General features: G+C 61.9%; 19 protein-coding genes and 2 pseudogenes. 14 read left to right on the plus strand and 7 right to left on the minus strand.

Annotated elements, in window-relative coordinates; genetic code table 11:
* Nucleotides 1-24: 24 nt before the first annotated feature.
* Nucleotides 25-1,455: an amidase gene (locus PRZ01_RS11540; RefSeq protein ID WP_273596940.1), complete on the plus strand. Its 1,431-nt coding sequence runs from the start codon at nt 25-27 to the stop codon at nt 1,453-1,455.
* Nucleotides 1,456-1,482: 27 nt separating this feature from the next.
* Here the strand turns inward: PRZ01_RS11540 and PRZ01_RS11545 are convergent, their stop codons facing one another.
* A complete protein-coding gene (locus tag PRZ01_RS11545; RefSeq protein WP_273596941.1) occupies nt 1,483-2,199 on the minus strand; it encodes a TetR/AcrR family transcriptional regulator in 717 nt (238 codons plus the stop codon).
* A gap of 155 nt (nt 2,200-2,354) precedes the next feature.
* On the opposite strand from PRZ01_RS11545, the gene PRZ01_RS11550 reads away from it, so the two are divergent.
* The 3 genes and pseudogenes from PRZ01_RS11550 to PRZ01_RS11560 form a co-directional block, all read left to right on the plus strand.
* A complete protein-coding gene (locus tag PRZ01_RS11550; protein WP_273596942.1) occupies nt 2,355-3,713 on the plus strand; it encodes a glutamine synthetase family protein in 1,359 nt (452 codons plus the stop codon).
* 35 nt (nt 3,714-3,748) lie between these two features.
* Entirely contained in the window at nt 3,749-5,038 is a 1,290-nt protein-coding gene (locus PRZ01_RS11555; RefSeq protein ID WP_273596943.1) for an NAD(P)/FAD-dependent oxidoreductase, read from the plus strand.
* A gap of 22 nt (nt 5,039-5,060) precedes the next feature.
* A pseudogene (locus PRZ01_RS11560) lies at nt 5,061-5,156 on the plus strand (LysR family transcriptional regulator); the annotation flags it as partial.
* Nucleotides 5,157-5,187: 31 nt separating this feature from the next.
* Here the strand turns inward: PRZ01_RS11560 and PRZ01_RS11565 are convergent.
* From PRZ01_RS11565 to PRZ01_RS11580, 4 genes and pseudogenes are all read right to left on the minus strand, one after another.
* A pseudogene (locus PRZ01_RS11565) lies at nt 5,188-5,351 on the minus strand (IS256 family transposase); the annotation flags it as partial.
* A 52-nt stretch (nt 5,352-5,403) separates the two neighbouring features.
* On the minus strand, nt 5,404-8,541 hold the full coding sequence (locus tag PRZ01_RS11570) for an error-prone DNA polymerase (RefSeq protein ID WP_273596944.1): 3,138 nt from the start codon (nt 8,539-8,541) through the stop codon (nt 5,404-5,406).
* Nucleotides 8,542-8,568: 27 nt separating this feature from the next.
* The gene (locus PRZ01_RS11575) at nt 8,569-9,978 is read right to left on the minus strand and encodes a Y-family DNA polymerase (RefSeq protein ID WP_273596945.1); all 1,410 of its coding nucleotides are present in this window, start codon (nt 9,976-9,978) and stop codon (nt 8,569-8,571) included.
* Complete coding sequence (locus tag PRZ01_RS11580) at nt 9,935-10,822, minus strand: recombinase RecA (protein ID WP_273596946.1); 888 nt, start codon at nt 10,820-10,822, stop codon at nt 9,935-9,937. Before PRZ01_RS11580 ends, PRZ01_RS11575 begins: the two co-directional genes overlap by 44 nt.
* A gap of 237 nt (nt 10,823-11,059) precedes the next feature.
* On the opposite strand from PRZ01_RS11580, the gene PRZ01_RS11585 reads away from it, so the two are divergent.
* From PRZ01_RS11585 to PRZ01_RS11595, 3 genes are all read left to right on the plus strand, one after another.
* A complete protein-coding gene (locus PRZ01_RS11585) occupies nt 11,060-11,647 on the plus strand; it encodes a GNAT family N-acetyltransferase (RefSeq protein ID WP_273596947.1) in 588 nt (195 codons plus the stop codon).
* Between the two features lie 190 nt (nt 11,648-11,837).
* Nucleotides 11,838-13,199 (plus strand): metal-dependent hydrolase family protein, encoded by a 1,362-nt coding sequence (locus PRZ01_RS11590; protein ID WP_273596948.1) that lies wholly within the window; start codon nt 11,838-11,840, stop codon nt 13,197-13,199.
* Nucleotides 13,200-13,266: 67 nt separating this feature from the next.
* Entirely contained in the window at nt 13,267-13,866 is a 600-nt protein-coding gene (locus tag PRZ01_RS11595) for a glutathione S-transferase (protein WP_273596949.1), read from the plus strand.
* Nucleotides 13,867-13,887: 21 nt separating this feature from the next.
* Here PRZ01_RS11595 and PRZ01_RS11600 read toward each other — a convergent pair whose 3' ends face one another.
* Nucleotides 13,888-14,670, minus strand: a complete 783-nt coding sequence (locus PRZ01_RS11600) for a substrate-binding periplasmic protein (protein ID WP_273596950.1) — start codon at nt 14,668-14,670, stop codon at nt 13,888-13,890.
* A gap of 105 nt (nt 14,671-14,775) precedes the next feature.
* Complete coding sequence (locus tag PRZ01_RS11605) at nt 14,776-15,540, minus strand: Crp/Fnr family transcriptional regulator (protein WP_273596951.1); 765 nt, start codon at nt 15,538-15,540, stop codon at nt 14,776-14,778.
* 210 nt (nt 15,541-15,750) lie between these two features.
* On the opposite strand from PRZ01_RS11605, the gene PRZ01_RS11610 reads away from it, so the two are divergent.
* The 7 genes from PRZ01_RS11610 (at nt 15,751) to PRZ01_RS11640 (ending at nt 24,458) form a co-directional block, all read left to right on the plus strand.
* Nucleotides 15,751-17,697 (plus strand): AMP-dependent synthetase/ligase, encoded by a 1,947-nt coding sequence (locus PRZ01_RS11610; RefSeq protein ID WP_273596952.1) that lies wholly within the window; start codon nt 15,751-15,753, stop codon nt 17,695-17,697.
* A 32-nt stretch (nt 17,698-17,729) separates the two neighbouring features.
* Nucleotides 17,730-18,515, plus strand: a complete 786-nt coding sequence (locus PRZ01_RS11615) for an ABC transporter ATP-binding protein (protein ID WP_273597038.1) — start codon at nt 17,730-17,732, stop codon at nt 18,513-18,515.
* A gap of 57 nt (nt 18,516-18,572) precedes the next feature.
* Nucleotides 18,573-19,502: a branched-chain amino acid ABC transporter permease gene (locus PRZ01_RS11620; RefSeq protein ID WP_273596953.1), complete on the plus strand. Its 930-nt coding sequence runs from the start codon at nt 18,573-18,575 to the stop codon at nt 19,500-19,502.
* Between the two features lie 266 nt (nt 19,503-19,768).
* A complete protein-coding gene (locus PRZ01_RS11625; RefSeq protein ID WP_273596954.1) occupies nt 19,769-20,833 on the plus strand; it encodes a branched-chain amino acid ABC transporter permease in 1,065 nt (354 codons plus the stop codon).
* A gap of 108 nt (nt 20,834-20,941) precedes the next feature.
* On the plus strand, nt 20,942-22,270 hold the full coding sequence (locus PRZ01_RS11630) for an ABC transporter substrate-binding protein (protein ID WP_273596955.1): 1,329 nt from the start codon (nt 20,942-20,944) through the stop codon (nt 22,268-22,270).
* 39 nt (nt 22,271-22,309) lie between these two features.
* Nucleotides 22,310-23,134, plus strand: coding sequence for an ABC transporter ATP-binding protein (locus tag PRZ01_RS11635; RefSeq protein WP_273596956.1), 825 nt, complete (start codon nt 22,310-22,312; stop codon nt 23,132-23,134).
* A 46-nt stretch (nt 23,135-23,180) separates the two neighbouring features.
* Complete coding sequence (locus PRZ01_RS11640) at nt 23,181-24,458, plus strand: phenylacetate--CoA ligase family protein (protein ID WP_273596957.1); 1,278 nt, start codon at nt 23,181-23,183, stop codon at nt 24,456-24,458.
* Nucleotides 24,459-24,570: the final 112 nt, after the last annotated feature.

The raw sequence follows: 24,570 nt of genomic DNA on the forward strand, positions 1-24,570 counted from the left end.
CCTTTTGTCCCCAACGAAAAAACTATGTACAACGCAAACACCTATTTGAGCGCCACCGAATTGCTGGCGAGATTCAAGGCCACCACCCTTGATCCGGTGGACTATCTGGAGACCGTTCTGGCCACCGCGCACAGCCAGCAGTCCAGCGTCAACTGCGCGGCCGGCATCTTTGCTGATGAGGCCCGTGCGCGGGCCCGGGAATCAAGCCGCCGCTACCGTGCCGGGCAGGCCCGAGCGCTGGAGGGTGTGCCCGTCATCATCAAGGAAGAGACTGCCGTGGAGGGCTGGCCACGGCCGATGGCGTCCTTGGTCTTCAAGGACCGGATCGCGGCCGAAAATCATCCCATCGTGGACAAGCTGCTGGAAGCCGGCGCCATTCCTTATTTCCAGGCCACCAATCCGGAGTTCTGCGTGCTCGGCCACACCTGGAGCAAGATGTACGGCGTGACCGGCAACCCCTGGTCCTTGGCGCATTCCTGTGGCGGCTCCAGCGGCGGCTCGGGCGCGGCCTTGGCGGCCGGCGTGGCGCCCTTGGCCACCGGCAGCGATATGGCGGGATCCATCCGCATTCCCTCATCGCTGTGCGGTGTGTACGGCTTCAAGCCACCCTTTGGCCGCCTGGCCTGCACCCCCACGGATGAGTACTTTGTTCAGGCCGTGGAAGGCCCGATGGCGCGCACTTTTGACGATCTGGTGCTGATGCAAAACGTGCTGGCCGGGCCGCATCCGAAGTCCTATACGACCTTGCCCTATACACCCCTGCCGACGACTTATGGTGATCTGAGCGGCATGCGCATCGCCTACAGCCCGGCCTTTGGTCACCCGGCCTTGGCCGCCGACGTTCATCGCAATCTGATGCAGGCGCTTGATGGCTTGCGCAGCCGTGGGGCGGTGGTCGAGCAAGTCACGCTGGACTGGGATTTGGAGCGCATCAACCAGGTGTTGCTGGATGGCTTGCGCGCCATCTTTGTGGATGAGTTCATGCTGGACATCCCGCCCACCGAGACCGACAAGCTGTGCAGTTATGTCAAGTTTTTGCATGACAAGGCCCTGGATAAGAAGGTGTCCATCATGCCCAGCGCCATCCTGACTCAGCAATTGCACCGCGAGATGCAAGCAAAGGTCTGGGGGCAGGGCTATTCAGCCTTTGTCTGCGCCACCATGCTGAGCACCGATCTGGCCGCCGATCAAGATCCCGTGTTGGAGCCCATGCTCAAACTCGATGGTCATGATGTCGATGCCTACCTGGGCTGGGTGCTGACGCCGGCTTTCAACCTGCTCAATCGTTACCCAGTGCTGGCGGCGCCGACCGGGTTGTCGGACATTGGCGTGCCCACCGGGATGCAAATCGTTGCCAATGCCTATGACGATGAGACCGTGTTCCGGGTAGCTTCCAACCATGCACTGGCCGGTACCTCGCGCCTCTTCATCGATCAGTTTCCGCCGGCGGCTTGATGGGGCTAAGCCGAGCGGCTGCCGCCTTCAGCTGAGGCCTGGTGAGGGGAGGTCGGCCTTGTTCTTCACAAGCATGGCGGCCCGTTCTCTTTCATTCATCAGCAGCATATTGGTCACCAGGGCATATTGACAAACGCGGCGGTGGTCTTCGTAGAGCGCTGCCTTGTCGGGGTCACGCAAGATCGATTCGACCAAAAGGTAATGATCCAGAATCGTGATGGTGCGAGCCACAACCTTGCATTGCTCAGTGCTGACGTTCGGGACCAGGCAATGGATGGCATCTGCTAACAGGCCATTCAGCTGGAGATCTATCTCCTCTTCCAAGGCTTTCAGTTCTGGTACCGAGGACAGAAGAGAGATCAGGCCACTAACGCCGGGCACCTGTTGGTAGAGCGGCTTGACCACCTCGTAAACCATGGTGAGGTAGCGGAATAGATCCTTGCAGCCTGTGAGGTTCGGATGGATGGCGGCGATGGCATCCTTAAATTGCTCCAGCCAGCGGCTGGCCAGGGCATGGAGCACGGCTTCTTTGTTGGGAAAGTATTCGTACAAACCGCCGACCGAGAGCCCCGCTGCGGCGGCGATGCGTTTGGTGGTGAGCTTGGCCAAACCGCCTTGCTCAATCTCGGTGCCCGCTGCGGCCAAGATGATTTCGATGGTTTTGATGCCGCGTTCCTGTTGAGGAATGCGGCGCTTGCCGGGCGGCTTGTGAGCAGGTCGTGTGATGGGGGCGGGTTGATCCACTGCGAGGGTGATTTTGAAAGCAATTCAGATGAATAACGACACCGGGGCCAAGTGTGCAATTTTACCATGCGGGTGCCCTGCAAAGACGAGCCCGACTGCCCTTGTCACGGTTCTGTACACCCTGCCAATGAGTGCTAATTTTTTGGAGGCAATTCATGGCTGATGCGTCAGCAAACAAGCTGTCTCGGATGGCTTTGGAAACAGAGCCTTATGTGCGATTTGCCGTCACCGACATCGACGGCGTCTGCCGCGGCAAGCACCTCAGCGGCGAGAAAATGGCCAGCATATTGGAGGGCGGCGGCACCATTGCCAGCGCGGTGTTCGGCTGGGACATCGAGGATCGCCTCTACGACCGCGTCAGCTTCACCGGCTTTCACACAGGCTTCCCCGACATCGGCCTGCGGCTCGACCCCGCCACCGCGCGCCAGCTGCCTTGGGATGATGGCCGCTGGCTGATTTTGGGTGAACATGTGCAGGCTGATGGTCAGCCCTTGCCGATCTGCCCGCGCCAGGTGCTCAAGCGAGTGCTGGCAAAGGCCCAGCGCATGGGCTTCTCGGCTCAGGTTGGGGTTGAGTTCGAATGGTTTGTGCTGGCCGAGAGCGAGCTGTCGGTGCGCCAGAAGGGCTATCGCGACCTGGCTACTGCCACCCACGGCGCCACCAATTACTCCCCCTTTCGCATCGATGCCCAGCAGGCGTTTGTGCGCGACCTGTTCACCAGCCTGAACGCCATGGATGTCCCATTGGAGGCTTTGCATACCGAGGCCGGTCCAGGGAATTTTGAGGCTGCGATCCGCTACACCGAGGCCTTGCTGGCGGGCGACCGTGCGGTGCTGTTCAAGGAGTCGGTGCGCGAGATAGGCCGCCGCCACGGGCTTTTGAATACCTTCATGGCCAAGTTCTCGGTGGACTATCCCGGCTGCGGCCAGCATCTGCACCAAAGCCTTTGGCGCGATGGGCGCAATGCTTTCTTTGATGCCAAGGGCGAGGCTGGCATGAGTGACACCATGCGCCACTTTATCGCTGGCCAGCTACACGGCCTGCCGCTGCTGCTGCCGATGTATGCGCCCTTCATCAACAGCTACAAGCGTTTGGTGGACAACAACCTCGCGCCAGTCAAACCGACCTGGGCGATCGATAACCGCAATGCTTCGCTGCGCGTGATACCCGGCACGGCCTCATCGCTGCGGCTGGAGACGCGCAGCGCAGGCGCGGACGCCAATCCCTACCTCGCCATTGCAGCGGCATTGGCTTCGGGCCTTTATGGCATCGAACATCAGCTGGCGCTTGAGTTGCCGGCAGTCAACGGCGCCAATCATGGTGCTGAAGGCGTGCAGCGCTTGCCCGCCACCCTGGCGGAGGCCACGGCCGCGATGAGCCAATCCACCTTGGCCAAAGAGTTGTTCGGCCCAGAGTTTGTGAGCCACTTTGTTGAAACCCGCCAGTCTGAGGTGGCGCGCTTCAATCAATGCGTGACCGATTGGGAGCTGGCACGCTATCTTGAGCTCGCTTAATCCCGTCTAGGCCCAACGATAAAACTACTCCCCCTATGCAAGAACATGTCACGCCGTCGTACTACAACGCTACGCGAAACTCTGACCGGCGCTATCCGGTGTTCGAGGGGGACGTTCGAGTGGATGTGGCTGTTGTCGGTGGCGGCTTTACGGGCGTGGCGACCGGGCTGGAGTTGGCAGAACGTGGCCGAAAAGTTGCGTTGGTTGAGGCTCAGTCTATTGGCTGGGGGCAATCGGGGCGCAACGGCGGTCAGGTGACGGGCAGTCTTTCGGGAGACGGTGCCATTCGCCGCCAATTGCTGCGCCAAATGAGCGAGCAAGCGGCAGGCGAATTTATCTGGATGTTGCGTTGGCGTGGTCACGACATCATCCGCCGCCGGGTGCAGCAATACGGCATTGACTGCGATCTCAAGATGGGTCATCTGCACGCCGCATACACCCCCAAGGCGATGGATGAGTTCAGCCGTGCCTATGCCGAGATGGTTGCTCGCGGTATGGCCGATGAGGTGGAGTTGGTTCAGGCCAAGGATATTGGGCGATTCCTCGATACACCTCTGTATCACGGTGGTATTTATAACCGCCGCAATATGCATTTGCATCCACTTAATCTATGCCTGGGCGAGGCGCAGGCGCTGAGCGATCTTGGCGGGTTGGTGTTCGAAAATTCTCCGGTCCTGGAGATCGTGCATGGCGCGACGCCTTCGTTGCGCTTGCCCCAGGGGCGCATCGTGGCGGATCAAATCGTGCTGGCTGGTGATGTCTATCACCAGTTGGAGCAGCGCAAATTGAGCGGCATGATCTTTCCGGCGCCTGGAGGCATTGTCACCACTGAACCTCTGGGCGATCTAGCAAGGCAACTCAATCCGCAGGACCTTGCTGTTTATGACAGCCGCTTTGTGCTTGACTACTACCGCATGACAGCCGATGGCCGCTTGCTGTTTGGCGGAGGCGCCAACTATTCGGGCCAGCCATCGCGAGACCTGGCTGCCGAACTGCGCCCTTGCATTGAGCGTACTTTTCCGCAATTGCGGCGCGTAGCGATCGACTATCAGTGGAGTTGCAATATGGGCATTGTGATCAATCGCATTCCACAGCTTGGGAAACTGGCCCCTAATGTTTGGTTTGCGCAGGGCTATTCGGGCCATGGCCTAGCCACCTCCCATATCGTCGGAGAAGTGATGGCGGGCGCTGTGATGGCGGAGAGTGAGACCTTCGACGTCTTTCAGCGATTCCATCATGTGCGAGCACCGGTGGGTGACTGGTTGGGTCGCAAGATGCTGTCACTGGGGATGTGGTACTACCTCCAGCTTGAACGATTCCGCTGAACTTGTTGCAGGCTTGATATGCATGTTCGTTCGCACTAGCCGGCGCACGCGCCTGACTCGGGCGGGGAGACTTTTTCTGGCGCATGTGCCGCGTGTGTTATCTGCCTTGGGGCAAGCCGGGCCGGTCCGAATTTTTGTGTGTGTTTGGTTCATTGAACCTTCACCGATTTCGTGAACCGGTATTCGTAGAGGATCGCGAATTGGTCCATCGCTGATTTCCAGTTGTCGGCCGCCCTCCCCAGTCCTCGGTGATGTTGCGCAGGGCCAGCCAGATCAGCCAGGTGGCCGCGGCGTCGCTGGGGAAGTGCCCAGCCAGGCTGAGCATGACGTAGCGCGCGAGGTGGGTTGCGGCCTCTTGGGCAACCTCAGCGGAAGTCGCGGCTTCCCATACCTAGTCGCCCCAGCCAGGGGCTCAGGTCGTCGAAGTGGTGGGCGAGCAGGTGCCGGACACCGTTTTCGGCTTGCCATTTGCCGTGCACGGCCAACAGGCGGGCGGTGCGCAGCAGCGTGCGGTGGGCGGCGTAGATATCCGGCCACACGATGACTTGCACGCAGCCGGTTTCGTCTTCAAGGCTGATGAAGAGCGTGCCTTTGGCGGTTTGCGGGCGTTGGCGCACGGTAACGATGCCGCAGGCATGCGCTTGACGTCCGCTGGGCCAGGGCAGCAGTTGGGTGGCTGTTTGGAGGCCGAGCCGGGCCAGGCGTGGGCGCAGGAGCTTGAGTGGATGGCTGCGCAGGGTCAGGCCCAGGGAGGCGTAGTCCCACAGCACTTCTTCGCCCTCAGGGGCCGCAGGCAAGGGCAGGGGTTCTTCCAGCGGCAGGCTGCCTTGCAGCAAGGGTGGCAGGCGCGTTAGGGCGGTGGCTTGCCAGACTTGTTGGCGGCGTTGGCCGGCCAGCGTTTGCAAGGCGTCTGCGGCGGCCAGTTGCTGCAGGTCTTGCTGATCGAGGCTGGCGCGTTCGGCCAGTTCTTGCGTGTTGTTGAAGGGGCCGTGCAGCCGTGCCGCGGCGATGCGCTGGGCGGCGGCGTTAGAGAGGCCGGCAATGAGTTGCAGGCCCAGGCGCACGGCGGGCTGGGTTGACCCAGGCCGGGGCTCCAGGCTGCAGGCGGGGCTGCTGAGGTTGACGTCGGCGGGGCGCACCTCGATGTTGTGCTGGCGGGCGTCTTGCACCAGTTGGCTGGGGGAATAAAAGCCCAGGGGCTGGGAGTTCAGCAAGGCGCAAAGAAAGACGGCGGGCTCATGGCATTTGATCCAACACGACACATAGGTCAGCAGGGCGAAGCTGGCGGCGTGCGACTCCGGAAACCCGTAGGACGCAAAGCCTTTGATCTGGCGGAAGATGGCTTCGGCAAATTCATCCGTGTAGCCGCGCTCGCGCATGCCGGCGACGATTTTTTCGTGAAAGGATTGCAGGTCGCCAGGCCGCTTCCAGGCCGCCATGGCGCGGCGCAACTGGTCCGCCTCGCCGGCGGAAAAACCGGCCGCAATCATCGCCACCTGCATCACCTGTTCCTGAAAAATCGGGATGCCGCAGGTGCGCCCAAGTGCAGCCTTCAATTCGTCTTTGGGATAGGCGATAGCGTCCGGGTGTTTGGCCCGGTTGATCAGGTAGGGGTGCACCATGCCGCCCTGGATGGGGCCGGGCCGCACGATGGCCACTTCAACCACCAGGTCGTAGAAATTGCGCGGCCGCAGCCGGGGCAGCATGGACATCTGCGCGCGCGATTCGATCTGGAACACGCCCACTGTGTCAGCCCGGCAGATCATGTCGTAGGTGGGGGTGTCGCCCTCGGGCACGTCTTTCATGCCGAAGGGGCGGCCGCGCAGCTGGCTGATCAGCGCAAAGCTGCGGCGCAGGGCGCTGAGCATGCCCAGGGCGAGCACGTCGACCTTCATCAGGCCCAGGGCGTCGATGTCGTCTTTGTCCCACTGGATCACGGTGCGATCCACCATGCTGGCGTTCTCAATTGGCACCAGGCGGGAGAGCGGCCCTTGCGTCAGCACAAAGCCACCGGGGTGCTGGCTGAGGTGGCGCGGCATGCCCATCAGCTGACGGCTGAGCAGCAGCAGCTGACGCAGCTTGAGCGTGGTTTGGTCGAAACCGAGTTCGCGGCTCAGCTGCTGCAGGCGATCTTCGGGCAGCACCTCGTCGCTCCAGCTGTGTTGGTCTTTGCTCAGGCGCTCAGTCAGGGCTTCGTCCATGCCGAGCGCGCGGCCCACATCGCGCAGCGCGCTGCGCGGGCGGTAGCAGATCAGCACGGCGGTGAGGGCGGCGCGTTCGCGGCCGTATTTGCGGTAGAGGTATTGGATGACCTCTTCGCGGCGTTCATGCTCGAAGTCGACGTCGATGTCGGGCGGCTCGTTGCGTTCACGGCTGATGAAACGTTCGAACAGCATGCTGCTGCGCGCCGGGTCCACCTCGGTGATGTGCAGGCAGAAGCAGACGATGCTGTTGGCCGCCGAGCCCCGGCCCTGGCACAGAATGCCCTCGCCGCGCGCGAAGCTGACCACGTCGGCCACGGTGAGAAAGTAGTGCTCGTAGCCGAGATCCTGAATCAAGGCCAGCTCGTGCTCGATGGCCGCCCGGTGCGCAGGGTTTGTGCCTTGCGGCCAGCGCAGGGCCGCGCCGGCTTCGGTCAGTGCGCGCAGATGCCGGGCCGGCGTGCAGCCGAGCGGAATCACCTCGCTGGGGTATTGGTAGCGAATTTCGTCCAGCGAAAACTGGCAGGCCTGAGCCACTTGCAGGGTGGCGCGCAGCAACTCGGGCGGATAGAGCTGGGCCAGCCGCAGGCGGCTGCGCAGATGACGTTCGGCGTTAGGCTGGAGATCCAGGCCGCAGTCGGCAATGGGGCGATTCAGTCGCGTGGCCGTCATCACGTCTTGCAGGGGCTTGCGTGAGCGCACATGCATGTGCACATCGCCGGTGGCAACCAGGGGCAGTGCGGTGGCGGCGGAGAGTTCACGCAAGCGGTGCAGCCACAGTTCATCGCCCAACTCGCGCAGGAGGTTCACGCCGATCCATGCCATGCCGCCAAAGGCTTGCAGCAGCCAGCGGGCCTGGGCCAGCAGTTGTTCGTCGGTGGCCTGGCGTTGCGGCAACAGCAGGGCCAGGCAATTGGCACTGAGAACCGGGGTTTGTTGCCGCAAGGTGGGCCAGTCGAGCCGGTAGCTGCCTTTGGGCGCGTTGCGCCGCAGCGCAGTGATGAACTGGCACAGATCGCCATAACCCTTGAGATTGCGGGCCAGCAACACGAGCTTGAAGAGCGGCAGCCCGGCCTCGTCACGGACAAGAAATTCGCTGCCGATCAGCAGCTTGAGCCCACGGGCTTTGGCGCTGACATGGGCACGTACCACGCCAGCGAGTGAGCATTCATCGGTGAGGGCCAAAGCCTCATAACGTTGAAAATGAGCACGCTCCACCAATTCGCCCGGGCTAGAAGCGCCGCGCAGAAAGGAGTAATGGCTGAGGCAATGCAGCTCGGCATAGGCCGTCATCGTTCGCATGAAGAGGTTCCTGGTTTCGAGCTGAGGCTATGCGAACACGCCGTGCAAAAACCAGCCCGACTCATCACCCACGAGGCGCTGCTGAAAAATCCACAGCACCCCGGCCGCGGCGCTCAGGGCCAGAAAATAGTCGCGCTGCACATGCTGTGAGGTTTGGGTTTGAGCCTGAGCTTGCTGCAACGGTGGGGCGGCTTCGTCGTCCCACCAACCCCCTTCGATGCGTTGCGGGCCGGCCAGCAGGCGCAGAGGTCCCATGTATTGCGGCTGGTCTTGGTAGACGACCAGGCGCAGCGGTGGATTCAGCAGCCAACTGGGTTGCGGGGACTCGGGCGGGCGGGCGCCGGCGCGTGGCGGCTGGCCGGGCCAGGGTTGCCAGCGCTGCATGCGCTCCAGCCGGTGGTCTTCATGCAAGTGGCCGCAGCGCACCTGGGTTTCTCCCAGACGCACGGCGAGTCGTTCCAACAACTGCGGCAGGGATTTTTGGGGCGGCTCTGAACCGGGTGAAGACGCGGCGCCGGAGCTGCTTGAGGAGGACGGCAGCAGCAGCGTGGCGCTGTGCTCCTGCAAGGGCAGCACAGCGCCGGCGTGCAGGCTGATTTCGCCCACGGCGGCAGGCAAGCTGAGCCGCAGCAGGTGCTCGTGCAGCAGGCCTGCCAGATGGCGAAAATCGCGTGTGACTTCAGCGGTGCGCAACTGCAGCGCGCCGTGGCTGGCGATCTCGCGGGCCCGCATGGTGTCATGCACCCAACGCAGTTCTAGGTGTTGCACGCCAGCGTGCCGTGCAGCCAGCCAGGCGCACAGCTGGCGCAGCAAATGTTCGGCGTGGTGCAGCAGGGCCATGGCGTTGTCGCTGCGCTGCGGCAGCTCCAGTCGGGCGTTGAACTGCTCGGGCAAGATGATCCAGGCATGCACTTCATGCAGGTGCCCGTAGGCCTGATCCAGCGCGTAGAGCAGCGTCTGCCCGAAGCGGCGGCCCAGCGCGGCGCGCGGCAGCCGGCGCACGTCGCCCAGGCGCTTGCAGCCCAGCCGGGCAAGCATGGCTGCGTGGGCCTGCACAGCGCTCAGGGCCTGCAACGGCAGGGTGTCGAGTTGCGCCGTTACGCTGCGCGAGTCGGGCCAGCGCAGGCCGGTTTCAGGCTGCTCCGGCAGGCAGCGGGCGCGTGCCAATGCGCCCAGGCTGGTGGCCGCCCAGGCGGCGCCTTGCAAGTGCAGGCCAGCATGGCCGGCGTGCGCCAGCACGCGTTGGTGCAGGGCTTGCACGCCGCCAAACAGCCGCAGGCTGGCTTGCACTTCCAGCACCACGGCTTCTTCCAGCCATGCCACCCGGGGCGTGAACTGCAGGGCCCACCAAGCCAGCGCCTGCTGTTGGGGGCGCGGGCCAGGGTGGGCTTCTTCAGTGGGGGCTGGTGGCGGGCTGAGCAGGGCGAGCCAATGCATGGCGAACCTCGGCTGCGGAGCGCGTTGGCGGGGCGGCTGGTGTGGGCGTGGGATGCGCGCCCTGGCTTGAGAGCGGCGTGCCGGCCGGCGTGTGCGGACGAGCGGGCCAGGGCTGCGCGCGCATGCGGGGTGTCAGCACCTGGTGCAGCCCCTCCGGCAGGGCGGGCAGTTGCAGGGCGTGTTCGTGCACCGGTCCGCGTCGTTTGAACAGGTGCACTTGCAAACACCAGTCGTCGCCGGGGCTGAGGTGCAGGCGCAAGGGCGCCGCCGAGGACTGGGCCTGCACCGCCAGGGGGCGGAATAGAAAAATGGGGGCGTTCGCGCCCAGCGCGTGGCTTTGCAAGCGCCGGATCTGCTCGGGCTGGGCCTGTGGCAACCAAGCCAGCACAGCGGCAGCAGCATGGGCTTTGATGGCCTGCTCGGTGGCCCAGAGTTGCTGTTGCGGCGAGTGGGCTTCAATCCAGATGAGTTGCTCAGGCGCCAGGCCACAGGCCAGCAAACCCGGCAGATGGGGTGTGTGGGGGGGATTGATCAACAAGAGCACGGGGGCTGACCCGGGCCGCGCCGGCGCCTCTCCTGATCGGCGCTGCTGCGGGTGGGGCGTGGCGGTGCTGATGAGCAATGTGCGCAGCGCCGGCGCCAGCAGCCGCCATTCCAGATGGGTGTGGGGCGCTTGCAGGATCTCGCTCAAGGCTTGGCTGGGCCAGCCCGCGCCGGGCAGTTGTGCATCCAGTTCGGCGAAACCGCTGGGCAGGCCAGGGCGTACCGTGCTGCCCAGGCTATTGGCGCGCCAGACTTGCGTGTGCAGAGGGAGCGGCGGGGTGGTGACCGCGGTGGAGGGCATGGTGTTTGACCGGCAGGCTTCGGAAGTGAAACGCAGTCGGGAGATGATACATCAATAACTGTATATTTATACAGTTATTGATGGGGTGGAACCCCTCGACAGGTGGCGGGTGTCCCTCGTTCCCGTGCGGGGAAAATCCATGAATCGTTCATTTGAGGGGGGGGGTGTCCGACCTTGTCTGATGTTAAGGTGGACAATAAGGGTTTCCACTCAATTGCCGGATGGGGGTCGATATCCATGGCATTGCTTGATTCATTGCTGGTGCAAGACACCGCTCGGCTGCGTCTGCGGGCGCCCTATGCGAGCGATCTTGCATCTCTCTACGAGGTGCATGCCGATCCTGTCACCAACCGTTTCAGTCCTGGCGGGCCCTTGATCAACCCGCAGGAAGCGCAGGCTTTGTTGGACAACTGGGCTGCGCACTGGGAGACGCATGGTTATGGCTACTGGGTGATCACGCTGCGCGATCAGCCTGAGCAGGTGCTGGGTTTTGGCGGCGTGATGGTGCAGCCTATCGAGGGTCAGCAGGGCCTGAATCTCTATTTCCGTTTTCGCCCGCAGGCTTGGGGGCAAGGTTATGCCTCCGAGATGGCCATGGCGGCGCTGGCGCTGGCCTTTGAGCGCGTGCACGCGCCGGCCGTACTGGCGGTGGTGAGGCCTGCCAACATGCCCTCGCGCAAAACCCTGGAGCGCATCGGCATGCGGCTCAAGGGTTCTTTGGCGGATGTGCCGGGCCAAGCGCCCAGTCTTCTGTACGAGATGACCGCTGCGCACTTTGCTGTGATGCCGCGCCACACCCCTGAGCCCACGCCCTTTGGGGGTTAAGGTTGTCAATACGGTTTGAAGGTTAGCGGTGCCGGCGCGAGCTCTGCGCATCGATGGGATGCTGTGACGATGATCCCCCTAGGTCGATCCTTGTACGTTGCTGTTCAGTAAGCGCTGCATTACACATAATCAGCGGCCTTTGTAATCGGGCTTGATTCATGGACGGCCCAACAACCCAGGGTTCTCAAACATGCGACACACGATTTTTCGCAAGGGGCTCAGCGGACTGCTGCTGTGTGGAGTGATGGGTTTATCCCAAGCGCAGGCACAGGACAAGGCGCCCAAGCCCAGCGGCGTGTTGTTCGAGAACGTGCGCATCTTCAATGGCACGGCGGACCGCGTGTCATCGCCGTCTAATGTGCTGATCGTTGGCAATGTGATCCGGACGATTTCGAGTGCGCCGATCGTTGATCCCGCAGGTGTCACCGTTGCACGCGTGCAGGGCGGTGGCCGAACCTTGATGCCCGGTCTGATCGATGCGCACACCCATGTGATGTTCGCCACGGTGCCCCAGATGGCGATCCTCACGGCTGACCTTGGCTTTATCAATGTGGCGGCCACCAAAGCGGCGAACGATATGCTGATGCGCGGCTTCACCAGCATCCGCGATCTGGGCGGGCCGGTTTTTGGCCTCAAGCGGGGCATTGATGCTGGTTGGGTGGCTGGCCCGCGCATCTGGCCTTCGGGGGCTTTCATTTCACAGACCGGTGGTCATGGCGATTTTCGCCTGCCCAATGAGTTGCCGGTGCGCCCCGGCGAATTCAGCTTCAGCGAGCGGGTGGGTGCGGCCGCGATTGCTGACAATGCCGACACCGTGCGCCTGCGTGCACGTGAATTGCTGGCCCTGGGCGCTTCGCAGATCAAGTTGATGGCGGGCGGTGGGGTGTCGTCTTCGTTCGACCCGCTGGATGTCACCCAGTACACCGTGCCTGAGTTGCGTGCTGCTGTGGAAGCTGCTGAAAACTGGGGCACTTACGTGACCGTGCACGCCTACACCCCGCGTGCGGTGCGCCAGGCTATTGATGCGGGCGTGAAATGTATCGACCACGGCCAACTGCTGGACGATGCCACCGCCAAACTGATGGGTGAAAAAGGCGTGTGGTGGAGCTTGCAGCCCTTTGTTGAAGATGGCCATTCATCGTTTGCGGAAGGTTCACCTAACCGACTCAAGCAGCAGGAAATGTTCAGCGGCACCGACACGGCCTACGCCTTGGCTCGAAAGTACAAGATCAAGACGGCCTGGGGCACCGACATCTTGTTCAATGCCGCTGCGGCAGCCACCCAGGGCGAGCAATTGGCGCGGATGACGCGCTGGTACACCCCCGCCGAGGCTTTGAAGATGGCCACTTCGGCCAACGCCGAACTGCTGGCGCTGTCGGGCCTGCGCAGCCCTTACCGTGGCAAGCTGGGGGTGGTGGAGGAAGGCGCGCTGGCCGATTTGCTGCTGGTGGACGGCAACCCCATCGAGAACATTCAGCTGATTGCAGACCCGGCGAAGAATTTCCTGCTCATCATGAAGGATGGCAATATCTACAAGAACCAGGGCTTGTAAGCCCTTGCCCACGCGCAGGCTTTGGTGCTTGTGGCCCTGATTTCCATCAACGACAGAAAGACACTTCATGCAACTCATTGGCATGCTGGACTCCCCCTATGTGCGGCGCGTTGCCATCTCGATGCACCTGCTTGGTCTGCCCTTCGAGCACCGACCTATTTCGGTGTTCAGCAGTTATGAGGCGTTTGAGCAGATCAACCCGGTTGTCAAGGCGCCCAGCTTGGTGTGCGACAACGGGGTGGTGTTGATGGAGTCCGGCCTGATCCTTGACTATCTGGAGGCGCTGTCCGAGCGCAGCCTGATGCCTGGCGATTTGGCGGAGCGCCAGCAGGCGCTGCACATCCTGGGGCTGGCATTGGCGGCATGCGAAAAGACCGTGCAAATCGTCTACGAACAGAACCTGCGCCCCACCGACAAGCAGCACGCGCCTTGGTTGACGCGTGTGCAAGGCCAATTGCAGGCTGCCTATCAGGGGTTGGATGCGGCGTTGGCGGCATTTGATGAAGCCGAGAGTGCCTTTCACCAAGGCCACCTGACGGCTGCTGTGTCCTGGACCTTCACGCAGGCCAAGCTGCCTGGGGTGTTTGCACCTGAGGCCTTTCCGCATGTGGCGGCCCTGGCCACCACGGCGGAGCAATTGCCGTTCTTCCAGGCGGCAGCGTTCTGAAATAGTCAGCGCGTTAGGGCGTTAGGGCGTGTAGCCATATGAGGCGTAGATTTTGCGGATCACGCCTTTTTTGTCCAGCCCGGCGAGCGTGTTGTTGAGCAGACGCACCTGTTCGTCGGGCAATTGCTTCTGGCAGGCCAAGTACATCTCGGTACGGTTGAACTTCAGCACCGGCTCGATATTGCTGATGCCCTGCTGCTGAAGGCGGTACTGGCCAATCAGCCGGCCGGTGGCCCAGAAGTCGATGCGCCCGGCCAGCAGTTTTTTGGGGTTTACATCGTCAGACGGCGCCACGTCAACCTGGTGGCCGCGGGTTTGCAGGTAGGACACGATGGCGTCTCCCTGGTAGCTGCCAATGCGCATGTTCATCGCCTCATCCAGTTGATTGAGACGGCTGGAGCCGACACGTGCAAACAAGGTCCAATCGTTGTATACCAGTGGGCCGATCCATTTGTACAAGGTTTCCCGTTCGGGAGTGCGCGACATGGAGTACACACAGGTGTTCACCTGCGTGCGTGCCATGGCAATGGCACGGGCCCAGGGGTACGCGGCCACCTCATAGTCGTAGCCCGCAGCTTCCAGCATGGCCTTGACGATGTCGGTGGAGATGCCTGTCACCTGCCCGTTGGCATCGCTCATGTTGTAGGGCGGGTACTCCTCGGTGACAAGAACGAGTCGCTGCGCATGCGGGCTTGAATGGGCGCCCGCGGCGAAGACTGCCAGGGCCAGGGCGCGAAAGACGTTGAAGGCGCCAAAAACGCCAACGGCGTTGAAGAGGGATGCGACTCGCCGATCTGCACGCATGAGTATTCTCCCTGCAGCGAAAAACATAACTTTCCGAGCATACGTCGCCTTGTGCGCGGAGAGGAGAGAGATAGTGGCATTTCCCAGTCAGGTTGCTTGCGCGCTTTATCGCGGCGATCCGTTCGCGTGCTCAGGGTTTTGGGCCGGTACCGCCTGCGGGAAGCAGCGCAAGCTCTGCAGGTTCAGCACTCGCAGGCCACCGTATTCGATGCGAATCAATTGGTGGCGCGCCAGCGTGTTGAGCGCCTGGTTCACCCGCTGGCGCGACAAGCCCACCAGATAGCCCAACTCCTGCTGCGTGATGCGCAGCATGCTGCCCACGCCGGGGTACAGCTGCGGATGAAAGAGCGCCGCGAGATTGCGCGCAACGCGCAGGTCGGGGTCGCTGATGCGGTCGATCTCACGCGCGGCAATGAATTGGCTCAGGCGCTCGTTCAACTGGTTCAGCATGTAGTGGTTGAAGGCGAGGCTGTTTTTCAGCAGCTCATGAAAGTTGTCGATCGGCAAGCCCGCCACGATGCTGGGCCGCAGCACCTGGATGTTGTAGCGATAGCACTCGCGTTTGAGCAAGGTACCTTCGCCAAACCAACCGCCGGGCGGTACCCCGGTGAAGGTGATGGCCTGCCCACTGCTGTCGTCGTTGCTCATCTTCAGCAGCCCGTCGATCACACCAAACCAGAAGTTAGCCTGCTTGCCAATGCGGCAGATGCGCTCGCCCACCTGGGCGTCGGCAACCTGCAGCTGCTGCGCAACCTTGCGCTGTTGGGCAGTATCCAGTACGGCCAGCCAGGGAATGGCATCCAGCTCCGTGGGCGTGGCGGCGCGCGCGCGTTGGCGCAGGCTGGAAGGGGGGCTTGGATGGGCATGCATGCTGACGAGTTCCCGGACGCAGAGTGACAGCATGCTGAAAAAAGAAGGTGTGCAGACCTCGGGAAAATACGCCCCAGGAAGTCCCTGGGATTGTCGTTACAAAGACAACTAAGCGTCAAAGTCCGCCCTACTATGGGTCCACGAGATAGCTCGGCACAGCCTCCTGGTGTGGGCTGCGGCAGCCCGACTGAGCGCAAGGAGACAGACAAGGTGAGTACTACTTTCCCTCGGCTCTTGCAAGAACATGCCCGCCGGCGCCCGGACGCAGCTGCATTGCGGGAGAAGGAGTACGGCATCTGGCAAACGCTGAGCTGGGCTGCGCTTGCCGTTTTGGTTCGCGAACTGGCGCACGGCCTGGCACACGCAGGTTTGCAGCGGGGCGCGCATGTGCTGGTGGTGGGCGAGAACCGGCCGCGTCTCTCGGCCGCCATGTTGGCGGCCCAGGTGCTGGGGGCGATCCCTGTCCCGTTGTACCAGGATGCGGTTGCGGCGGAGTTTGTATTTCCGATCAACAACGCCGACATCGCCTATGCGATCGTGGAAGACCAGGAGCAGGTCGACAAGATGCTGGAACTGCGTGAAGCCTGTCCGCAGCTTCAATACATCTGGTTTGACGACGCCCGGGGATTGCGCAGCTATGCGGATGAAGGCCTGGCCTCTCTGGACACCTTGTGCGACCAGGGGCGTCAGCACATGGCGCAGCATCCCGGGTTTTTTGACGAGCAGGTGGCGCAGGGACAAGCCAGCGATGTGGCGGCCCTGTTTTTCACCTCTGGCACCACCGGCAACCCCAAGGGCGTGGTGCACACCCATGGCAGCCTGATCGACCGCGCGCAGGCGGGTGCTCGTTTTGACAAGCTGACGAGCAATGAGGAGGTGCTGGCTTATCTGCCGCCTGCCTGGGTGGGGCAAAACATCTTCAGCTACGCTCAATGGCTGGCCTGCGGCTATGTGGTGAATTGCCCGGAGTCGGCCAGCACCGTCAACATCGACTTGAAGGAAATCGGCCCGACCTACTACTTTGCGCCGCCACGCGTTTTCGAGGCGCTGTTGACCAGCGTGATGATCCGCATGGAGGACGCCTCAGCGCCCAAGCGCTGGCTGTTCAATCACTGCATGGCCTTGGCGCGGCGGGTAGGGCCGGCGTTGATGGATGGCCAGCCGGTGAGCCTGTTCTCCCGCTTGAAATATGCATTAGGCAATCTGGCCATCTACGGGCCGTTGCGCAATACCTTGGGCTTTTCGCGGGTGCGGGTGGCGTACACCGCAGGCGAGGCCATCGGACCCGATCTGTTCAGCTTTTATCGCAGCATCGGCATCAATCTGAAGCAGTTGTACGGGTCGACCGAAACGGCGGTCTTCGTCTGCCTGCAGCCCGACCATGAGGCCCGCGCCGACACGGTGGGCGTGCCCATCGAGGGCGTTGAAGTCAAGCTCAGTAGCGTGGGCGAAATCCTGGTGAAGTCGCCAGGCTTGTTCACCGCCTATTACAAAAACCCGCTTGCCACCGCCGAGGTGTTGACGCCGGAAGGCTGGTACCACACCGGCGATGCCGGATTCATCGATGGGCACGGCCATCTGAAGATCATCGACCGCGCCAAGGATGTTGGGCGGCTGGCGGGCGGGGACTTCGACGGCGCTCTGTTTGCGCCGAAATACGTAGAGAACAAACTCAAGTTCTTCGCCTTCATCAAGGAGGCCGTAGCCTTTGGTGATCGGCGTGACAAGGTGTGCGCCTTCATCAACATCGACTTCGAAGCTGTGGGCAACTGGGCGGAGCGGCGCAATTTTCCGTACGCCGGCTATACCGATCTGGCGCAAAAGCCCGAGGTCTGCGCGCTGATCCGCGAATGCGTGGAAAAGGTCAACGCCGATCTGGCTCAGGACGAGATGTTGGCGGGCAGCCAGATCAGCCGCTTCCTGATTCTGCACAAAGAGTTGGACGCTGACGACGGTGAACTCACCCGCACGCGCAAGGTGCGGCGCGGTGCCATCGCGCTGAAGTACGGCGTGCTGATCGACGCCCTGTACGGCGGCAAGAGCAGCCAATTCATCGAGACGGCGGTTCGCTTTGAGGATGGCCGCGCGGGCGCCATCTCGGCGGAACTGAAGATCAGCGAAGCCACTTGCTACAAGCCGGCACGGAGGGCGGCGTGATGCAGGCGGCGCAGCAGCAAGGGCAGCAAGGCATGGCAGAAAGCGTGAGCGATGAAGTCATTCTCGACATCAAGAACATCAGCCTGAACTTTGGTGGGGTGAAGGCCCTGACTGACATCAGCTTCGATGTGCGGGTACATGAAATCCGCGCCATCATTGGCCCCAACGGCGCGGGCAAAAGTTCCATGCTGAACTGCATCAACGGCGTGTATCAGCCGCAGGTGGGCTCCATCGCTTTTCGAGGGCAGACCTTCAAACACATGAGTTCGCGGCAGGTGGCGGAGATGGGGGTGGCGCGCACCTTTCAGAACCTGGCGCTCTTCAAGGGCATGAGTGTGCTGGACAACATCATGACCGGCCGCACCCTGCACATGAAAACCGGCCTGCTGCTGCAGGCACTGCGCTGGGGCCCGGCGGAACGCGAGGAGATGGCGCAGCGCGAGAAGGTTGAGCACATCATCGACTTCCTGGAAATTCAGGCGCACCGCAAAACCCCGGTAGGCCGTTTGCCCTACGGCCTGCAAAAGCGTGTGGACCTGGGCCGCGCACTGGCCATGGAGCCCGAGGTGCTGTTGCTGGACGAACCCATGGCCGGCATGAATGTCGAAGAGAAACAAGACATGTGCCGTTTCATCCTGGATGTGAACAAGGAGTTCGGTACCACCATCGTGCTGATCGAGCATGACATGGGCGTGGTGATGGACATTTCAGACCGCGTGGTGGTGTTGGACTACGGCAAGAAGATTGGTGACGGCCTGCCCGATGAGGTTCGACGTAACGAGGACGTGATCCGCGCCTATCTTGGCACTTCGCATTGAGGATACCAATATGCGCCACCCCATCACCTTGTTCTTGCCCTTGGAGAGGTTTTCGCCATGGGATTTTTGATTGAAACCATCTTCGGCGGCCTGATGACGGGCATGCTGTATTCGCTCATTGCGCTGGGCTTTGTGCTGATCTACAAGGCCAGCGGCGTGTTCAATTTTGCGCAGGGCGCGATGGTGCTGTTCGCGGCATTGGCCATGGCGCGCTTCACCGAATGGATTCCGCAATGGACGGGCCTTACGCAGCCGCTGCTGGTCAACGGGCTCGGATTTCTGGCGGCTTGCGCGGTGATGGTGCTGGTCGCCTGGCTGATCGAGCGACTGGTGCTCAGCAAGTTGGTCAATCAGGAAGGTATCACCCTGCTGATGGCCACCATCGGCGTGACCTATCTGATGGAAGGACTGGGGCAGACCCTGTTCGGCTCGGACATCTACAAGATCGATGTAGGCATGCCCAAGGACCCGATCTTTTTGTTCGAAAAAACCTTTGAAGGCGGCGTGCTGGTCAACAAAGAAGACTTGTACGCCGCCCTGATCGCTGCGGCCATGGTGGCGCTGCTGGCGCTGTTTTTTCAGAAGACGGCAACGGGCCGCGCCTTGCGGGCGGTGGCGGATGATCACCAGGCGGCGCAATCCATCGGCATCCCGCTCTCACGCATCTGGGTCATCGTGTGGGCGGTGGCGGGTTTCGTGGCTCTGGTGGCCGGTGTCATCTGGGGCAGCAAACTGGGCGTGCAGTTCTCCCTCTCCCTGGTCGCGCTGAAGGCCTTGCCGGTGGTGATTCTGGGCGGCCTCACCTCGGTGCCCGGCGCCATCATTGGCGGGCTCGTGATTGGTGTGGGCGAGAAAGTCTCTGAGGTCTATCTCGGGCCCCTGATGGGGGGCGGCATCGAGATCTGGTTCGCCTATGTGCTGGCGCTGTTGTTCTTGCTGGTCCGCCCGCAAGGTTTGTTTGGCGAAAAAATAATTGATCGCGTATGACGCGAGCAATTATTTTTCAGAGAAGGCTAACTTGGACTCGTCCAAGTTAAGCGCCGAACGGCGCGGCCGGAACTAAAAAGGTCATCCATTGCGTATGACGCGAGCAATTATTTTTCAGAGAAGGCTAACTTGGACTCGTCCAAGTTAAGCGCCGAACGGCGCGGCCGGAACTAAAAAAGGTCATCCATTGCGTATGACGCGAGCAATTATTTTTTCAACGAAGTCAGTGAGCGGACAGCGTCAAAGAATCATTGAGGAATCAGCCCATGTTCTATCGTGAGAACGGCCAGTTCAAAACTTCTTACCGGGCAGACAGCCAGATCTTCCCGATCCGGCAGGACCGCGTCGCTGTTGCCGCGCTGTTGTTGCTGGCTTTCGTGGGGCTGCCCTTATTGGCCACTGACTATCTGTTCAGCGCCATCCTGATTCCGTTTTTGATCCTCTCGCTGGCGGCGCTGGGCTTGAATGTGCTGGTCGGCTATTGCGGGCAGATCTCCCTGGGCACGGGGGCCTTCATGGCGGTGGGGGCGTATGCGGCATACAACTTCCAGGTGCGCATCGAGGGCATGCCCTTGCTGGTGTCACTGCTGATGGGGGGGCTGTGCGCCACGGCCGTGGGTGTGCTGTTCGGCATCCCCTCGCTGCGCATCAAGGGGCTGTATCTGGCGGTGGCCACCTTGGCGGCGCAGTTCTTCTGCGACTGGGCTTTTTTGCGTATCAAATGGTTCACCAACAACTCGTCCTCGGGCAATGTGTCGGTGTCTGAATTGAGTGTGTTGGGGCTCGCCATCGACGCACCGGTGCAGAAGTACCTGTTCTGTCTGAGCCTTGTCACCGTGTTTGCCCTGCTGACCAAAAATCTGGTGCGCGGTGCCATCGGCCGTGAATGGATGGCCATGCGCGATATGGACGTGGCGGCTGCCGTGATCGGCATTCGTCCGGTCTACGCCAAGCTCAGCGCGTTTGCGGTCAGCAGCTTCATCGTGGGCGTGGCCGGTGCGCTGTGGGGCTTTGTGCATCTGGGCTCTTGGGAGCCTGCGGCCTTTTCCATCGACCGCTCTTTCCAGCTTTTGTTCATGGTCATCATTGGCGGCCTGGGGTCGGTGATGGGCAGTTTTTTTGGCGCGGCCTTCATCATTTTTCTACCCATCGCCTTGAACCAGTTGCCGCGTTTGCTGGGCCTGCAGATTGGGACTGAAACCGCCTCGCACCTTGAGCTAATGGTGTTCGGCGCCCTGATTATTTTCTTTCTGATCAAGGAGCCGCATGGCCTGGCACGGCTGTGGTCCACCGCCAAGGAGAAGTTGCGGCTTTGGCCATTTCCGCATTGACCGCATTGACCCCACTGACCGACTCATCTTGATTCACTGTTCTTGCCCGACCCGAGGTTCCATCTAAAACAGCGTGCCCAAGCGTGCGCATCACCGGAGACAACGTTCATGAAAAACCTGACAACCTTCGTGCTGACGTCCACCTTGGCTGTGCTGAGCCTGGTGGGCAGCGCCGCCGTGGCGGGGGCCGAGACCAAGGAGCAGTTCTTCCCCTTGCTGGTTTACCGTACCGGGCCTTATGCGCCCAATGGCACGCCCTGGGCCAATGGCAAGCAGGACTACATCAAGATGGTCAACGCGCGCGACGGCGGCATCAATGGCGTGAAGATCACGTTTGAAGAATGCGAAACAGGCTACGCCACCGACAAGGGTGTGGAGTGCTATGAGCGCTTGAAAGGCAAGGGCGCCAGCCTGTTCGATCCGCAGGCCACGGGTATCACCTTTGCGCTGACCGACAAGGTGATCAAGGACAAGATACCGCTGGTCACGCTGGGCTACGGCCTGGCGGCATCGCAGGACGGCGGTGTCTTCAAATGGAACTTTCCCTTGATGGGCAGCTACTGGACGGCGGCGGACATGCTGATCCAGCACCTGGCCAAGAAGGAAGGCGGCTTCGATAAATTGAAGGGCAAGAAGATTGCGCTGGTCTATCACGATTCGCCCTTCGGCAAAGAGCCCATGCCGCTGTTGGACGAGCGCCAGAAGATGCATGGTTTTGAGCTGATTAAGATCCCGGTGACGGCGCCCGGCGTCGAGCAAAAGTCCGCCTGGCTGCAAGTGCGCCAACAGCGGCCCGACTATGTGCTGCTGTGGGGCTGGGGCGTGATGAACTCCACGGCGCTGAAAGAGGCGCAAGCCACGGGCTACCCGCGCGAGAAGATGTACGGCGTCTGGTGGGCGGGCGCTGAACCTGATGTCAAGGACGTGGGTGAGGGCGCCAAGGGCTATAACGCCCTGGCGCTGAACACCTCGGGTCAGGCGCCTAAGGTGATTCAAGACATCCTCAAGTACGTGCATGCCAAGGGCGAGGGTACGGGCCCCAAGGATGAAGTGGGGTCGGTGCTCTACACGCGGGGTTTGATCATCCAGATGCTGGGCGTGGAGGCCGTGCGGCGTGCGCAAGAGCGCTTCGGCAAGGGCAAGGTGATGAGCGCCGAACAAGTGCGCTGGGGCCTGGAGAACCTGGCGCTTGACCAGAAGCGGCTGGACGCGCTGGGCTTCTCGGGCGTGCTGCGCCCCATCAGTACCTCTTGCCAGGACCATATGGGCTCGACCTGGGCGCGCGTGCACACCTGGGACGGCGCGAAATGGAACTTCAGCTCCGATTGGCTGCAAGCCGACGAGCAAATCCTCAAGCCCATGGTGAAGGTGGCGGCCGAAAAATACGCGGCGGAGAAAAAGCTCGAGCGTCGCACGCCCGCTGACTGCCAATCCTGACTGCCCGTCTTGATGCCCTCGCCACTTGCAAAGGCCCCCATGAGCAACGCCAACCTGCTTCTCAATGTCAACGGCATCAAGGTGATTTACAACCATGTGATTCTCGTGCTGAAGGGCGTGTCCCTGCAGGTGCGAGAAGGCAGTATCGTGGCCTTGCTCGGCGGCAACGGGGCGGGCAAGACGACCACGCTGAGGGCGATCAGCAACTTGCTGGAGGGCGAACGCGGCGAGGTGACCAAGGGGGCGATCGAGCTGCGTGGCGAGCGCATTGAAAAGCTCTCGACCGCACAAATGGTGGAGCGGGGTGTGGTTCAGGTGATGGAAGGGCGGCATTGCTTCGCCCATCTCAGCATCGAAGAGAATTTGCTCACCGGCGCCTACACCCGCAAAGACGGCAAGGCTGCGGTGGCGACCACGCTGGAAAAGGTCTACAGCTATTTCCCCCGTCTCAAGACCCGGCGCGGTAGCCAGGCCGCCTACACCTCCGGCGGTGAGCAGCAGATGTGCGCCATCGGCCGTGCCTTGATGGCCAATCCCCGCATGGTGCTGCTGGACGAGCCTTCGATGGGTTTGGCACCGCAGATCGTGGCAGAGGTGTTTGAGATCGTCAAAGACCTGAACGCCCGTGAAGGCGTGACCTTTTTGCTCGCCGAACAAAACACCGGCATGGCGCTGCGTTATGCCGACTACGGCTACATCCTCGAGAGCGGCCGCGTGGTGCTGGACGGCGAAGCCCATGCTCTGCGTGAAAACGAAGACGTGAAGGAGTTCTACCTCGGCACCGGTGGCGCGAGCGCTGACAACCCGCGCAAGAGCTTCAAGGACGTGAAGAGCTACAAGCGCCGCAAACGCTGGTTGGCCTGACGGTCAGGGTCCACGGATTCAACGCCTCAAGGGACAGGATCAGACGATGAGCCATAGCCATGACGCCGCATTTTTTGATGCGATGGAAACGCAAGATCCGGTACAGCGCGAGCAAATGTTGATGCAGGCCTTACCGCAACAGGTCGCGCATGCGCAAGCCGCCACCTCCGCATTCACCGAAATTCTGCACGGCGTAGACGCCCTCGCCGTCAACAGCCGGGAGGCCCTGGCCCGCTTGCCTGTCACCCGCAAGAGCGAGTTGCTGGCGCGCCAGCAGGCGGGGCGGGCGAGCGACCCATTTGGTGGCTTTTCAGCCATCGGCTGGGCTGGGCTGGCGCGTGCGCAGGGCGCGCTGCGGGTGTTCCAGTCGCCCGGCACGATTTATGAACCACAAGGGCACGGCGACGACTTCTGGCGTGTGGCGCGTGCCTTGTACGCGGCGGGCATGCGCGCGGGTGATTTGCTGCACAACAGTTTCAGCTACCACCTGACACCGGCGGGCGCCATGATGGAGGCTGGCGCGCACCGGATGGGTTGCACCGTGTTTCCAGGCGGTGTGGGCCACACCGAGTTGCAGTTGCAGGCCATGGCGGAGCTGCGGCCACAGGGTTATGTGGGCACGCCCAGTTTTTTGAAGATCCTGCTCGACAAGGCTGCTGAAACAGGCGTGGCAATCAGCTCGGTGCGCAAGGCGCTGTTCAGCGGCGAGGTTTTTCCTGCGGCGCTGCGTGATTGGATGGGCGAGCGGGGTGTGGCGGGCTATCAGTGCTATGCCACCGCCGACCTCGGGTTGATTGCCTATGAAACGACCGCCCGCGAGGGCTTGGTGCTGGCCGAAGGGGTGATTGTTGAAATCGTCCGCCCCGGTAGCGGCGAGCCCCTGCCTGCGGGCGAGGTAGGGGAGCTGGTGGTGACGACCTTGACGCCCCACTATCCGCTGATCCGCTTCGGCACCGGGGATCTCTCGGCCATCTTGCCCGGCACTTGTCCCACCGGCCGCAGCAATGCGCGTATCAAGGGTTGGATGGGCCGGGCGGACCAATCGGCCAAGGTGCGCGGCATGTTTGTCCATGCCTCGCAGATGACCGAGATGCTACGTCGATTCCCCGAGTTAGGCCGCCTGCGTCTGGTGGTGGAAGGCGAGATGGCGCAAGACCGTATGTGCTTGAAGGTTGAGGTGAGTGGCGCGCCCGAGGGATTGAGCGAGCGCTTGGCCCAGGCGCTCAGAGACATCACCAAACTGAGGGGCGAGATTGAACTGTTGCCGCCAGGCAGCCTGCCCAACGACGGCATCGTGCTTGAAGACGCGCGGCGCCATACCTGAATGCCTGGCGGCGAATTCTGTCGCCGTCACCAAGCTCTTACGTAGTTTCCGTTGTCCGCCGCCCCTGCCTGGGTTCTAGCATTCAGGGGTGCGTCGCACTGCATTTCGGTGC

This window comes from Roseateles koreensis (assembly GCF_028595305.1).
GTDB lineage: Bacteria > Pseudomonadota > Gammaproteobacteria > Burkholderiales > Burkholderiaceae_C > Paucibacter_A > Paucibacter_A koreensis.